This is a genomic window from Bradyrhizobium genomosp. I (2014) (genome assembly GCF_000261685.1).
GTDB lineage: Bacteria > Pseudomonadota > Alphaproteobacteria > Rhizobiales > Xanthobacteraceae > Bradyrhizobium.
In genome coordinates, this window is sequence record NZ_AJQE01000295.1 from 20,388 (window position 1) to 33,624 (window position 13,237).

At 65.5% G+C, this 13,237-nt stretch carries 12 protein-coding genes and 1 pseudogene; 6 read left to right on the forward strand and 7 right to left on the reverse strand.

The window, feature by feature from the left end:
* Positions 1 to 9 precede the first annotated feature (9 nt).
* Positions 10 to 633 carry a 2,3-bisphosphoglycerate-dependent phosphoglycerate mutase gene (locus IC50_RS27600; protein WP_035712143.1) on the forward strand — a complete coding sequence of 208 codons (624 nt, stop codon included), beginning with the start codon at positions 10 to 12 and terminating at the stop codon, positions 631 to 633.
* A 116-nt stretch (positions 634 to 749) separates the two neighbouring features.
* Here the strand turns inward: IC50_RS27600 and IC50_RS27605 are convergent, their stop codons facing one another.
* The gene (locus IC50_RS27605; protein WP_035712145.1) at positions 750 to 1,646 is read right to left on the reverse strand and encodes a methylated-DNA--[protein]-cysteine S-methyltransferase; all 897 of its coding nucleotides are present in this window, start codon (positions 1,644 to 1,646) and stop codon (positions 750 to 752) included.
* 54 nt (positions 1,647 to 1,700) lie between these two features.
* On the reverse strand, positions 1,701 to 2,234 hold the full coding sequence (locus IC50_RS27610) for a DUF2244 domain-containing protein (RefSeq protein WP_035712148.1): 534 nt from the start codon (positions 2,232 to 2,234) through the stop codon (positions 1,701 to 1,703).
* 22 nt (positions 2,235 to 2,256) lie between these two features.
* Between IC50_RS27610 and nth the strand changes: the two genes are divergently transcribed.
* From nth to IC50_RS27625, 3 genes are read left to right on the forward strand one after another with little or no spacing between them, the layout of a single operon-like run.
* Positions 2,257 to 3,009 carry an endonuclease III gene (gene nth / locus IC50_RS27615; RefSeq protein WP_035712150.1) on the forward strand — a complete coding sequence of 251 codons (753 nt, stop codon included), beginning with the start codon at positions 2,257 to 2,259 and terminating at the stop codon, positions 3,007 to 3,009.
* 30 nt (positions 3,010 to 3,039) lie between these two features.
* Positions 3,040 to 4,176: an HlyD family secretion protein gene (locus tag IC50_RS27620; RefSeq protein ID WP_035712152.1), complete on the forward strand. Its 1,137-nt coding sequence runs from the start codon at positions 3,040 to 3,042 to the stop codon at positions 4,174 to 4,176.
* Positions 4,163 to 5,791, forward strand: a complete 1,629-nt coding sequence (locus IC50_RS27625) for an MFS transporter (RefSeq protein ID WP_035712154.1) — start codon at positions 4,163 to 4,165, stop codon at positions 5,789 to 5,791. The genes IC50_RS27620 and IC50_RS27625 overlap by 14 nt, the downstream gene beginning before the upstream one ends.
* A gap of 78 nt (positions 5,792 to 5,869) precedes the next feature.
* Here IC50_RS27625 and IC50_RS27630 read toward each other — a convergent pair whose 3' ends face one another.
* The 3 genes from IC50_RS27630 to IC50_RS27640 all read right to left on the reverse strand — a co-directional run bounded on the left by IC50_RS27630 (position 5,870) and on the right by IC50_RS27640 (position 9,698).
* On the reverse strand, positions 5,870 to 6,610 hold the full coding sequence (locus IC50_RS27630; protein WP_035712157.1) for a sulfate transporter family protein: 741 nt from the start codon (positions 6,608 to 6,610) through the stop codon (positions 5,870 to 5,872).
* A gap of 111 nt (positions 6,611 to 6,721) precedes the next feature.
* On the reverse strand, positions 6,722 to 7,168 hold the full coding sequence (gene nikR, locus IC50_RS27635) for a nickel-responsive transcriptional regulator NikR (RefSeq protein WP_035712159.1): 447 nt from the start codon (positions 7,166 to 7,168) through the stop codon (positions 6,722 to 6,724).
* A gap of 73 nt (positions 7,169 to 7,241) precedes the next feature.
* Entirely contained in the window at positions 7,242 to 9,698 is a 2,457-nt protein-coding gene (locus IC50_RS27640; protein ID WP_035712161.1) for a heavy metal translocating P-type ATPase, read from the reverse strand.
* A gap of 73 nt (positions 9,699 to 9,771) precedes the next feature.
* Between IC50_RS27640 and IC50_RS27645 the strand changes: the two genes are divergently transcribed.
* Positions 9,772 to 10,047: a metal-sensitive transcriptional regulator gene (locus IC50_RS27645; RefSeq protein WP_035712163.1), complete on the forward strand. Its 276-nt coding sequence runs from the start codon at positions 9,772 to 9,774 to the stop codon at positions 10,045 to 10,047.
* A 280-nt stretch (positions 10,048 to 10,327) separates the two neighbouring features.
* Here IC50_RS27645 and IC50_RS27650 read toward each other — a convergent pair whose 3' ends face one another.
* Positions 10,328 to 11,305 carry a YiiX/YebB-like N1pC/P60 family cysteine hydrolase gene (locus IC50_RS27650; protein ID WP_035712167.1) on the reverse strand — a complete coding sequence of 326 codons (978 nt, stop codon included), beginning with the start codon at positions 11,303 to 11,305 and terminating at the stop codon, positions 10,328 to 10,330.
* 192 nt (positions 11,306 to 11,497) lie between these two features.
* On the opposite strand from IC50_RS27650, the gene IC50_RS27655 reads away from it, so the two are divergent.
* Positions 11,498 to 12,886, forward strand: a complete 1,389-nt coding sequence (locus IC50_RS27655; protein ID WP_035712169.1) for a flavin monoamine oxidase family protein — start codon at positions 11,498 to 11,500, stop codon at positions 12,884 to 12,886.
* Positions 12,887 to 12,925: 39 nt separating this feature from the next.
* Here IC50_RS27655 and IC50_RS27660 read toward each other — a convergent pair.
* Positions 12,926 to 13,237, reverse strand: a pseudogene (locus IC50_RS27660) (sulfite exporter TauE/SafE family protein); the annotation flags it as partial.

Genomic DNA, 13,237 nt, shown 5'->3' on the forward strand with positions numbered 1-13,237 from the left:
AAGCAGTCAATGAGCGAACGTCTTCTCGTGCTCGTGCGCCACGGCCAGAGCGAATGGAATCTGAAGAACCTGTTCACGGGGTGGAAGGATCCTGACCTCACCGAGCTCGGTGTGAACGAAGCCAGGGAAGCCGGCCGCAAGCTAAAGGCGCAGGGTCTCGTGTTCGACGTCGCCTTCACCTCGGTCTTGACGCGCGCGCAGCACACGCTGGATCTCATCCTCGCCGAGCTCGGCCAGACCGGTCTGCCGACTTCGAAGGACCTCGCGTTGAACGAGCGCGACTACGGCGATCTCTCCGGTCTCAACAAGGACGATGCCCGCAAGAAATGGGGCGAGGACCAGGTGCTGATCTGGCGCCGCTCCTACGACGTGCCGCCGCCCGGCGGCGAAAGCCTGAAGGACACCCTCGCGCGGGCGCTGCCCTATTACGTGCAGGAGATCCTGCCCGGCGTGCTCAACGGCAAGCGCACCCTGGTTGCTGCCCACGGCAACTCGCTGCGCGCGCTGATCATGGTGCTGGAGAAGCTCTCGCCGGAGGGCATCCTGAAGCGCGAGCTCGCCACCGGCGTGCCGATCATCTATCGGCTCAATGCGGATTCGACGGTGGCCTCGAAGCTGGATCTGGCGGGCTAATCGACACTGTCATTCCGGGGCGCCCGAAGGGCGAACCCGGAATCTCGAGCTTCCCAGGTGCGCAATTGCGCACCATGGTTCGATACTTCGCATCGCCCCGGAACGACATCGGAAAGTCACTCCATCCCCAGCTGCCCCGCTTCCCAGCCCAGCATCGCCTGTTTGCGGGTGATGCCCCAGTGGTAGCCGGTGAGCGTGCCGCTCTTGCCGAGCGCGCGATGACAGGGCACGACGAAGGAGACCGGATTCTTGCCGACGGCAGCGCCGACGGCGCGTGAGGCCTTCGGGCTGTTGATGTTGCAGGCGATGTCGGAATAGGACACCGCGCGTCCCATCGGAATCCTCAGCAGCGTCTCCCACACCCGCACCTCGAAATCGGTGCCGATCAGGACCACGCGCAGCGGCTGATCCTGCCGCCACAGCCTTGGGTCGAAGATGCGCGCTGCGAGCGGTGCGGTGCCTTCGTGATCTTCCACATAAGTGGCATTCGGCCAGCGCCGCGTCATATCGGCGAGCGCGATCCCCTCTTCGCCGGGATCGGCGAAGGCAAGCCCAGACAGTCCACGGTCTGTGGCGATCACGATCGCGGTGCCGAACGGCGAGGGATGGAAGCCGTAGCGCAGGGTGAGGCCGGCACCGCCGTTCTTCCACTCGCCTGGCGACATCGCTTCGTGGGTGACGAAGAGATCGTGCAGCCGGCCCGGCCCCGACAGGCCGGAGTCGAGCGCCGCGTCGAGGATGCTGGCGGACTCCCTGAGCAGGTTCTTGGCGTGGTCGAGGGTGAGCGCCTGCATGAAAGCCTTCGGCGTGATCGAAGCCCAGCGGCGGAACAGATGGTGCAGTTCATCCGGCGTGACCCCGGCGGCATCCGCCATCGCCTCGATGGTCGGCTGCGCGCGCCAGTTCGCCGAAATGAAGGCGATCGCCCGGCGCACCGAATCATAGTCGCGCAAGGCGGCGTTCTGGGTGCCCGGCTTGGCCAGGCGCTGGTCATGTATCGCGAGGGTCATCATGACCGGAAATGTAGGAGAGGGGGTGGCTCGAAACCACCCGATTTCCGACTGTGCTCAGGTCACCGGATTATAGGTCGGTCCACGCCGCGCAGCGTTCAGGGCTCCGACCAAGGCATTGTAAAAGCTGGCTTTTTCATCAGGTCCGAGAAAGCCGGCGATGAGCAGCCGGCGGCCGCGCGAGATCAGATAGAGATGCTCGATGCCGTATTCCTCGTCGACCTCCTGGTCGAGCCGGACCCAGAGTGGATTGAACGTCCATTCGGCAACCTGGCCACGATGGCTGACGCGCCGCACGCGCAATTCCGACGGCGTAACCACGATCTCCTCGCTGGCCCGCGCCGCGCGGAAATTGACCTTGAAGGCCCACCAGATCACCAGCACGTCGAGACCGAAGAAGCCGAACACCGGCCAGGCGCCCATCATCAGGAAAGCGAGGCCCGTGACGAAGCTGACGGCGCTCAGGAACAGCATCACGGCGAGAAAGCCGGTGCGGTTCAGCGAGCGGTGCGGCGTCAGCAGCGCGGAGAAAATCCGAGGCTCGTCCTCGCTTTCAGATCGCGTGCGCTCAATTTCGTTGCCTGTGCTCATCGTCCCTCAGTATATCCCGATCATGGCGAAAATCACCCGCAAGCCGGCCTCGCGCAAAGCGGCGGTGCCGAAGAAAAAGGCAAAGCCGGTCGCGGCCAAACCGAAAGCGCCCGCGAGGAAAACGCTCAAAGCCACAAGACCCTGGACGCCGGCTGAGGTCCACGAGGTCTTCAGCCGTTTCCGCAAGGCCAACCCGGAGCCGAAGGGCGAGCTCGAGCACGTCAATCCGTTCACGCTGCTGGTCGCCGTGGTGCTGTCGGCGCAGGCGACCGACGCCGGGGTCAACAAGGCGACACGCGCATTGTTCGAAGTCGCCGACACCCCGCAGAAGATGCTCGACCTCGGCGAGGAGCGGCTGCGCGACTACATCAAGACCATCGGCCTCTACCGCACCAAGGCGAAGAACGTGATCGCGCTGTCGGCGAAGCTGCTCAGCGAATTCGGCGGCCAGGTGCCGCGCACGCGCGCCGAGATCGAGTCGCTGCCCGGCGCCGGACGCAAGACAGCGAACGTCGTGCTCAACATGGCCTTCGGCGAGCACACCATGGCGGTCGATACGCATGTCTTCCGCGTCGGCAACCGAACCGGGCTTGCGCCCGGCAAGACACCCCTTGAGGTCGAGCTCGGTCTCGAAAAGGTCATCCCGGCCGAGTTCATGCTGCATGCCCATCATTGGCTGATCCTGCACGGCCGCTATACTTGCCTCGCGCGCAAGCCGCGCTGCGAGGTGTGCCTGATCAACGATCTTTGCCGGTGGCCGGAGAAGACGGTGTGAGATCGCGGTGAGTTCGTTTGAGGTTAAGCCGTGAGTCAACAAGAGCAAAGTCCATCATCGGCTCCGGCCGCACCGCCGGCCTCATCGCCCAAGCCAACACAGCGGCCGGCCACGCCGCTCTGGAGCCGGCTCGCGATCCCGCTGTTTGCGGTCATCGTCGCGCTCGCCTTCGTCGGGCTGGCGACGCTGCGCTTCGACGAATGGGTCGGCAGTGCGGTGATCCAGACCACCAATGACGCCTATGTGCGCGCCGAGCTGACGCGGCTTTCGAGCCGCGTCTCGGGCGAAGTGCTCAGCGTGGGGGTCACCGATTTCCAGCGCGTCAAGGCCGGCGACCTCCTGATCCAGATCGATCCCGCCGATTACGAGGCGCAAGTCGCGCAGGCCGAAGCTGCGGTCGCCGCGGCGCAAGCCGCGCTCGACAATCTCGCCAACCAGATCGAGCTGCAATATGCGACGATCGCGCAGGCGCAGGCCGCACGGCTGTCTGCGGAGGCCATGGAGGTCGAGGCACGGCAGGAGCAGGAGCGTCAGCAATCGCTGTCGCAGACCGAATCCGGCACGCGCCAGCGCCTCGAGCAGGCGGTGGCCGCTTACGCCAAGGCACAGGCCGACGTTCGCGCGAGCCGCGCAGTGATCGCGGCCCAGCAGCATCAGCTCGAAGTCCTGCAAGGTACCAGGAAGCAGCGCGCCGCCGATGTCGAGGCGGCCAAGGCGACGCTGGCGGGTACGAAGCTCAAGCTTGGTTACACGAAGATCACCGCCCCGTTCGACGGTGTTGTCGGCGAGCGCCAGGTGCAGCCCGGCGACTACGTCAATATCGGCACCAACCTCATCAACGTGGTGCCCCTGCCCAAGGTCTATGTGATCGCGAACTACAAGGAGACCCAGCTCACGCATGTGGCACCGGGCCAGCCGGTCGAGATCACCGTCGACAGTTTCCCGCGCGAGAAGCTGCGCGGCCGGGTCGAGCGCATTGCGCCGGCGACGGGTGCACAGGTGGCACTGCTGCCGCCCGACAATGCAACAGGCAATTTCACAAAGGTCGTGCAGCGCATTCCCGTGCGCATTCAGTTCGATGACGACCAGCCGCTGGTGGCGCGGCTGGTGCCGGGCATGTCGGTGGTCACCAGCATCGATACGAAGGCCGCGAATGGCCGAAAATGACGGTGCCAGCCGCGAACCGCTCTCGCGCGGCGGCGTCGCGCCGCAGCCCCTGTTCGCCGTCGTGGCGGTGCTGCTCGGCTCGTTTCTCGCCAATTTCGACAGCCGGCTGACCACGGTCGGCCTGCCGGATCTCCGCGGCGCGTTCTCGCTCGGTTTCGACGAGGGCGCCTGGCTCTCCACCGCCGGCATCGGCTCGCAGATATTCATCGCGCCTGCGGTGGCCTGGCTTGCCACGGTGTTCGGCCTGCGCCGCGTCCTTGGCATCCCCAGTCTCGTCTATGCCGCCGTCTCGTTCATCATTCCCTTCGTGCACGACTATCCGACATTGCTCGCGCTCAGCGTCGTGCATGGTCTCCTGCTCGGCACCTTCGTGCCGGCGACGCTGATGATCGTGCTCCGCAATCTGCCGATCCGCTGGTGGCTGCCGGCGATCTCGATCTATGCGATCCGCGTCGGCTTCGCGTTGGACACCTCGACCTCGCTGGTCGGCTTCTATGTCGACCATCTCGGCTGGCAATGGCTGTACTGGCAGGGCGTCGTGATCGCGCCCTTGATGGGCCTGATGGTCTATCTGGGCACGCCGCACGAGCCGGTCAACCGCGCGCTGCTGCGCGAGGCCGATTGGGGCGGCATGCTGCTGCTCGGCGCCTCGGTCTCGATGATCTATGCGGGGCTTGACCAGGGCAACCGGCTGGACTGGCTCGGTTCGGGCACGGTGATGGCACTGCTCGCAGCGGGCGCGGTACTGTTTCTGGCCTTCCTCCTCAACGAATCGCTGGTGCGGCAGCCCTGGGCGCATGTGAACGTGCTGTTCTCGCGCAATATCGGCCTGGGACTGGTGCTGATCCTGCTCTACACGCTGACGAGCCTGTCCAATGCGTCGCTGGTGCCGAACTTCCTCGCCACCATCGCGCTGCTCAGACCGGAGCAGAGCGGCATGCTGCTGCTCACCTATGGCGCCTTGCCGATGTTCGTGCTGGTGCCGGTCTCGATCTGGCTGCTGAGGCATTTCGATACGCGGACCGTGATCGTGGTGGGCTTTGCCTGCTTCGCCGCGGCCAATCTTTGGGGCACGCGACTCACTCACGACTGGGCACGCGAGGACTTCGCCGGCATCGTGCTGCTCCAGGCGCTCGGGCAGTCGCTGACCCTGCTGCCGTTGATCATCACGCTACTCTCCAACTCCGATCCGAGCCGCGCCACCTCCTTTGCCGCCTATATCCAGATCATGCGTCTCGGCGGCGCCGAGATCGGCGTGGCGCTGATGGGCACCTGGCTGCGCGTGCGCGAGCAGGTCCATTCCTTCTATCTCGGCCAGAACCTTGCGGTCGGCGATGTCGACGTGGTGCAGAGGCTGAAGCAGCTTGCCGATCACTTCGCCGCCCATGGCACAGGATCGGCGCAGGCGCGCGCGGTCGGCACGCTGGGGGGCATCGTCCAGCGCGAGGCCAATGTGCTCGCCTATATCGACGGTTTCTGGCTGTGCTTCTGGCTCGCGATAGCCGCGCTTGCAATCGTCGCGCTGGTCACGCGCGCGCCGACGGGTCCCTTCACGCCGGCGCCGTTCGGCTTCGCCAGAATGGTGTTGCGGAAGTGTGGGGTGCAGGTGAGCTGAACGAGTTCACGCCGCGGGGTCGGTCCCCTTTCCCACTTGCGGGAGAGGGGCGCACCTTTGCTGGCACGCAGTGAAGCGTCACCGCACCTGCCGCGCCGGCTCGACCAGCTCGGGCCGCGGGCCCGATAGCCGCTTGTGCATGTGGACCATGAAGGCCATGCCGAAGATCGGCGTCGCCAGATTGACGATCGGGATCGAGACGAAGGCGGCGATGAACAGGCCGGCGGTGAAGATGGTCGCGGCATGGTCGCGCCGCATCGCCTTGGCTTCTTCCGGGGGGCGGAAGCGCATCGCGGCGAGCTCGAAATATTCACGGCCGAGCAGCCAGGCGGCGGCGAGGAAGAAGATCAGGAAACCCGCGCCGGCGAACAGCACCAGGGGCAAGGCGGCGAGGTAGACCAGGATCGTCAAGAGGGCGGTCTTGATGCCCTCGAGCATCGCCTGGCTGAACGGCAGCGCCATGCCGGGCCGCTCGGCCGGATAATGCTCGCGCTCGACGATGTCGGCGACGTCGTCGACGAACAGGCTCGCCACCAGCGAGGTGATCGCGGGCATCAGGAAGACGCCGCCGAACACGACTCCCAGGCCCGCCGCGATCGAGACGATCCACGACAGGACTTCGATCGATGAATGCCAGCCCGGCCCGAGCAGGCCCTCCAGCCAGACCTCGCCATTGGTCGCAAACCAGCTGAGCAGCCGCTGCAAACCGATCGCCAGCACGGTGATCAGCACAAGCGCCAAGCCGATCGATCGCCACAGGATCGAGCGCATCGGCGGCGAGATCATTTGTGACAGCGCCTTGATGGCGGCATCCAGCATGGGGCACCCTCTCAGGTCAACACTTCGCGAGAGGTAGACACCCAATGCGGCTTCGGCAAGGGCGGCCGACTGCCCGGGACGCGACCGTGTCCGGGGCACGCAAGCGCCCGGCTACCCATGCCTGTGCCCGTGCTTGCGTGCCTTCGCCTGCTTGCCTTCGCCGGTCGGAATCATCACCACGCGGCCGTAGCGCACGCCGCGTTCGGCGATGATGTGGTCGGCGAAGTGGCTGACTTCGGAGGCGTTGCCGCGCAGCGCCGTCATCTCCATGCAATTGTTGTCGTCGAGATGGACGTGCAGCGTCGCCAGCGCGAGGTCGTGATGGCCGTGGAATTCCTGCACCAGGCGCTTTGAGAGATCGCGCGCGGCGTGGTCGTAGACATAGACGAGACCGGCCACGCATTGGCCGGTCTGTGCCGTGTCCTCCGTGCTCTGTTGCAGGCCGGCGCGGGCGAGATCGCGAATGATCTCGGAGCGGTTCTGATAGCCGCGCGCCTCCGCCGCGGCGTCGATCTCCGCCAGGAGATCGTCCTCGATCGTGATGGTTATCCGCTGCATCAGGTCCTCTCCATCGGGCTCAGGGGGGTTGTAGCCTTTCCTCCGAAGGGAGGCGAGGGAGTCTGCCAGCAGGTCACAGACGCGTTGTGCGCAGGCGCAGCGCATTGCCGACTACGCTCACCGAGGACAGCGCCATCGCCGCCGCGGCGATGATCGGCGAGAGCAGCACGCCAAATGTGGGATAGAGGGCACCGGCCGCAATCGGAATGCCGGCGGCGTTGTAGATGAAGGCGAAGAACAGGTTCTGGCGGATGTTGCTCATGGTCGCCTGCGACAGTTTGCGCGCCCGCACGATGCCGACGAGGTCGCCCTTGAGCAATGTGACGCCGGCGCTCTCCATCGCCACGTCGGTGCCGGTGCCCATGGCGATGCCGACCTCGGCCGCCGCCAGCGCCGGGGCGTCGTTGACGCCGTCGCCGGCCATCGCGACGCTGCGGCCGGCCTTTTGCAGTTTTGCGACCACCGCGCTCTTCTGGTCCGGCAGCACCTCGGCTTCGACCTCGGCAATGCCGAGCCGGCGCGCCACGGCTTGCGCGGTCGTGCGGTTGTCGCCGGTGAGCATGATGACCTTGATGCCTTCGGCCGCGAGCGCCTTGAGCGCCTCCGGAGTCGAGGCCTTGACCGGGTCGGCGATCGCGAACAGGCCGGCAAGCCGGCCATCGACGGCCATGTTGATCACGGTCGCGCCGTCGCCACGCAGCCGTTCGGCTTCAGTGTCGAGCGATCTGGTATCGATGCCGATCGATGACAGATATCGTGCATTGCCGAGCACGATGGTCTTGCCGTCGACCTTGCCGGTCGCGCCCTTGCCCGTTGGCGAATCGAATTGCTCGACCTGGCCAAGGGCGAGCTGCTTTTCCCTGGCCGCGCGCATGATGGCGTCCGCCAGGGGATGCTCGCTGGCGCGCTCGACGCTGGCCGCAAGCCGCAGGATGTCATCTTCCGCAAAGCCGGCGGTCGGCACGATCGCGACCACCTTGGGCTTGCCCTCGGTCAGGGTGCCGGTCTTGTCGACCACGAGCGTGTCGATCTTCTCCATCCGCTCCAGCGCCTCGGCGTTCCTGATCAGCACGCCGCCTTGCGCGCCGCGGCCGACGCCGACCATGATCGACATCGGGGTCGCAAGTCCGAGCGCACAGGGGCAGGCGATGATCAGCACGCTGACGGCGGCGACGAGACCGAAGGCCAGCCGCGGTTCCGGTCCGAACCAGGCCCAGGCGCCGAAGGCAGCGAGCGCGACGACGATCACCGTCGGGACGAACCAGCCTGAGACCTGGTCGGCCAGCCGCTGGATCGGCGCGCGCGAGCGCTGCGCGTCCGCGACCATCTGTACGATCTGGGACAGCAGCGTTTCGCGCCCGACCTTGTCGGCACGCATCACGAAGCTGCCCGACTGGTTCAGCGTGCCGGCGATGACCTTTGCACCGGTCTCCTTGGTCACGGGCATGGACTCGCCGGTGACCAGGGATTCATCGAGCGAAGAGCGTCCCTCCAGGATGATGCCGTCGACCGGGACCTTCTCGCCGGGACGAACGCGCAAGGAATCGCCGGCATGAAGCGTGTCGATCTCGACCTCGTGCTCGCTGCCATCGGCATTGACGCGGCGTGCCGTCTTCGGTGCAAGTTGAAGCAGTGCCTTGATTGCGCCTGAAGTCGCATCGCGGGCGCGCAGCTCCAGCACCTGGCCGAGCAGCACCAGCACCGTGATGACCGCAGCCGCCTCGAAGTAGACCGCGACCGCGCCTTCATGGCCGCGGAAGGTGTCAGGGAATATCTGCGGCGTGACGGTGCCGAGGATGCTGTAGACATAGGCCACCCCGGTGCCCATCGCGATCAGCGTGAACATGTTGAGGTTGCGCCTCAGCAGCGACTGCCAGCCGCGGACGAAGAACGGCCAGCCCGCCCACAGCACCACGGGAGTTGCGAAGACGAGCTGGATCCAGTTCGACAGCGTCGGATCGATCCAGCTGTGGGGGCCTGCGAGATGGCCTCCCATCTCCAGCGCCACCGGCGGCAGCGACAGCACGGCGCCGATCCAGAACCGGCGCGTCATGTCGGCGAGCTCCGGATTGGGGCCGGTCTCCAGGCTCGCGATCTCAGGCTCCAGCGCCATGCCGCAGATCGGACAGCTGCCGGGTCCGACCTGGCGGATCTCCGGATGCATCGGGCAGGTGTAGATCGTGCCCGCGGGCATTTCCGGCTCGGGCGTCTTCTCCTTCGCAAGATACTTGGCGGGATCGGCGGCGAACTTGGTGCGGCAGCCGGCCGAGCAGAAATGGAAGGTCTCGCCGTGATGTGTGAAGCGGTGCTTCGAGGTCGCGGGGTCGACCGTCATGCCGCAGACGGGGTCCTTCGCCTTGGTCGCGTCATCACCGTGCTCGTGGCCCTGATGATGGGCATGGCTGGAATGATCGCCGTCGCCGCCGCAGCACGAGGAGGTCGCGGGCTTCGCCGCCGGCGGTGCAGCTTTCGCGGAACAGCCGCATCCGGAATGGGTTTCCGCGTTGTGACGATGCTCGTTGTTGTTCATTGCCATGCTCCGGCCTTGTGCCTGGTCTTGTACCGGTCTTGCAACCCATACCCGGTAGGGGTATATAGAACGCATGCGCAAGGACATCAAGGCATCCGTCGGAAAACGTCTCGGCCGGATCGAGGGCCAGGTTCGTGGCCTCTCGAAAATGGTAGAGGAAGACCGCTACTGTATCGACATCGTCACGCAGATCTCGGCGGTGCGTGCCGCGCTGCGCCGGGTCGAGGAGGAGATCCTGAAGGACCATGTCGCCCATTGTGTCGAGCACGCCATTGCAAGCGGCGACAAGGTCGACCAGCGCGAGAAGATCGCGGAGCTGATGGCGGTGATCGGGCGGGCGGAACGGTAATTCTCGTCATTGCGAGGGCGCCGCGACGTGGACGCCGAAGCTTGACGGGGCGGAATCATCCAGAATTCGTCGCGGAAAGATTCCGCAGGCTTCGTCGCCGCGCTCTTCGCAATGACGGCTTTGGGCGAGATCTTCCCACAAGGTCGGTGTCGTCCCTGCGAAAGCAGGGATCCATAACCCCAGGGAGAAGCTTGACGAAGATTGGTCGTTCGGTACGCCTACGATCGGAACGATAGATTTCGCGGTATGGGTCCCGGCGTTCGCCGGGACGACAGCGGGGTTATGCCGCGATCTCGCAGGCGTTTCCGCGGCGCCGGGCGCGGTACATCGCGAGTTCGCTCAGCTGCACAAAATGCTCGGAGAAATTGGTGCTGATTTCAGCGGTCCGCGCACTCACTTGCTCAGCCGGAATCTCAGTCGGCGCCTCTTCGTCAATCGCTTCAGGAACGAGCGGCGGCGCCACGACCGTTTCTGGAAACACACCGAACGAGCCCGCTACCTCCTCGAGCGGCTTCTGCTTGTCGGCCCAGTGCAGGACGGTGTAGTCGAACCCGTGCACGATGGTGGGTTTGACGACTTCGAAATAGGGCGAGATGTCGAAGTCGCGGGGCATGTAGAGCGAGGAATCGCGGATGTGCAGGATCTCGCGGCGGGCGGCGCGGCTGCCGGCCTTGGTGATCTTCGGCAGGATCGGATAGCGCACGGCGTCGAACGCCTGCGCGATCAGTGCCGAGCAGATGATCTTGGTCGGGTCGCCTGAGCCGATCGCGATCATGCGCCGGCGCCAACGCTGCGGAACCGGCAGCGGGAACAGATAGCGCATGAGATCGACGATGTTCTTGGTGTCGTAGCCGAAGCCGATGCGGTTGATCGCATAGCGGCAGACTGTGGTGCGGTCCTCATAGGACAGCCCGACCGGGCGGCAGACGCGGGTGTGATACGGGAAATACTTCGACAGCGGCGCCGAGGTGACGCCTTCGCCGATATTGGCCTCGATCAGCACATGCGGCTCGCCGTCGGCCTCCTCCGCACCCTCGACCGGGCCGACATAGAGCGCGGCATGTGACCAGGTCGACTGCGTCAGATATTTGATGATGCCGGAGATGCGGTTGTTGCCCTCGACCAGCAGCACGTCGCCGGGCTCGATGACGCCGCGCAGATGCTCCGGGTCGCTCGGCGTGAACGGCTCGTAGCCGGGCACCTCCTTCGAGAGGTACGCGGCAATCACCTTGCCGACCGAATCCAGGACCGTCCCCATGTCAAACTCCCCCCACGGCCTTTTTCGGCCGTCTTTTCCCTTTCTCTATCATGGTCGAAACGTGTTGCAATTCGGTTCATCACTCTGTGAGATCAAGCACGATTGATTCACCATGATGGTTGCCGTGCAACATCAGATACGCCAAGGTTCGCGGGCTGTTCTCTTTGGCCGCAAGTCCCCGGAAACCATGACATGACAATCACGCGCCGCGGCTTCCTTTCGGCGTCGGCGGCTTTTGCGGCGATGCCGGTCCTGCGCGCAATCGCCGCGCCCCTGCCGCGGGAGGCCGACATCGTCGTCATCGGTGCGGGGGCTGCGGGAATTGCCGCGGCGCGGCGCATCATGGCGATGGGCCGCAAGGTCGTCGTGGTGGAAGCGGCATCCCAGATCGGCGGCCGCTGCATCACTGACAGCACGACGTTCGACACGCCGTTCGACCGCGGCGCACGCTGGATGCACAATCCCGACACAAATCCCATGATCCGGCTGGCGCGCAGTGTCGGGCTTGACGTGCTGCCGGTGCCATCGGGCCAGAAGATGCGCATCGGCCGCCGCAACGCGCGCGCGGGCGAGATCGAGCAGTTCCTGGCCGCGCTGGTGCGCGCCAACCGCGCCATCGACGAGGCCGCGCGCGGCAAGCTGGATACCTCCTGCGCATCCGTGCTGCCGAAGGATCTCGGCGACTGGGCGGGCGCGGCCGAGTTCATGCTGGGCGCGAGCTTCGCCGGCAAGGACCTGAAGGAGTTGTCCGCGATCGACAAGGGACGCGCGCAGGATCGCAACGCGGCGATCGCCTGTCGCCAGGGCCTTGGCACGCTGATCACCAGGCTCGCCGAGCAGACGCCGGTGGCGCTGTCGACGCCAGCTAGCCGAATCGCCTGGAGCAGCCGCGACGTCAGCGTGGAGACGCAAGCCGGCAAGATCGCCGCGCGCGCCGCCATCATCACGGTCTCGACCAATGTACTGACATCGGGCGCGATCAGGTTCGCACCCGACATTCCCAAGCGCACGTTGGACGCGGCATCGAAGCTCACCCTCGGCAGCTACGATCGCATCGTGCTGCAACTGCCCGGCAATCCGCTCGGCCTGTCGCGCGACGATATTCTCATCGAGCAGAGCAATTCGACGCGCACGGCGCTCATGTTCGCCAATATCGGTGGCTCCTCGCTGTGTTCGATCGATGTCGGCGGCTCCTTCGGTCGCGATCTCTCCGAGCAGGGCGAGAAGGCCATGGTCGCCTTCGCGAAGGAATGGATCACAAAACTGTTTGGCAGAGAGGCCGCTTCCGCCGTGCAGAAGGCCAGTACGACGCGCTGGAACGCCTCTCCCTATGTGATGGGCGCGATGTCGGCATCCTCGCCCGGCGGCCAGCTTTCGCGAAAAACCCTGAGCGAGCCGATCGGAAACATGTTCCTCGCCGGCGAGGCCACGCACGAGACGCTGTGGGGCACTGTCGACGGCGCCTGGGAAAGCGGCGAGCGCGCCGCTGATGCCGCCTTGCGCAAGATCGGCGCGCTCAAGCCCGAGCCGGCCGACATGCCGACGCAATCGACGAAGAAGCGCAGGGCACCGCGGCAATAGCAACAAAGTCGCAACACTTCGCAGGGATGACGAAGAGAGTTAACGCAACACCCCATCCAGCACCGGCAGCCCGGCAATCACCACTATCGCAATCAGCGCGTAGCAGATGCCGCGAAACACCTTTTCGCTGGCGCGGCCGAACAGAGAGGCACCGAAGGCAACTCCGATCGCATAGACCGGTCCGACGATCAGCGAGAGCACCAGCGATTCGCGCGAAATCAGGCCTGTCGCTGCATAACTGACCATCGAGAAGAAATCCGACGCGCCGAAGAACAGCACGATGTTGGCGCGGGCGACGATCGGTGCGATCGGACGGCCGAGCCAGTAGCCGACGATCGGCGGGGCGCCGGG

Bases quoted from the DNA above. Each gene is read 5' to 3' on its own strand.
- IC50_RS27600 (WP_035712143.1), top strand. From the start codon at position 10: ATGAGCGAACGTCTTCTCGTGCTCGTGCGCCACGGCCAGAGCGAATGG.
- IC50_RS27605 (WP_035712145.1), bottom strand. From the start codon at position 1,646: ATGATGACCCTCGCGATACATGACCAGCGCCTGGCCAAGCCGGGCACC.
- IC50_RS27610 (WP_035712148.1), bottom strand. From the start codon at position 2,234: ATGAGCACAGGCAACGAAATTGAGCGCACGCGATCTGAAAGCGAGGAC.
- nth (WP_035712150.1), top strand. From the start codon at position 2,257: ATGGCGAAAATCACCCGCAAGCCGGCCTCGCGCAAAGCGGCGGTGCCG.
- IC50_RS27625 (WP_035712154.1), top strand. From the start codon at position 4,163: ATGGCCGAAAATGACGGTGCCAGCCGCGAACCGCTCTCGCGCGGCGGC.
- IC50_RS27630 (WP_035712157.1), bottom strand. From the start codon at position 6,610: ATGCTGGATGCCGCCATCAAGGCGCTGTCACAAATGATCTCGCCGCCG.
- nikR (WP_035712159.1), bottom strand. From the start codon at position 7,168: ATGCAGCGGATAACCATCACGATCGAGGACGATCTCCTGGCGGAGATC.
- IC50_RS27640 (WP_035712161.1), bottom strand. From the start codon at position 9,698: ATGAACAACAACGAGCATCGTCACAACGCGGAAACCCATTCCGGATGC.
- IC50_RS27645 (WP_035712163.1), top strand. From the start codon at position 9,772: ATGCGCAAGGACATCAAGGCATCCGTCGGAAAACGTCTCGGCCGGATC.
- IC50_RS27650 (WP_035712167.1), bottom strand. From the start codon at position 11,305: ATGGGGACGGTCCTGGATTCGGTCGGCAAGGTGATTGCCGCGTACCTC.
- IC50_RS27655 (WP_035712169.1), top strand. From the start codon at position 11,498: ATGACAATCACGCGCCGCGGCTTCCTTTCGGCGTCGGCGGCTTTTGCG.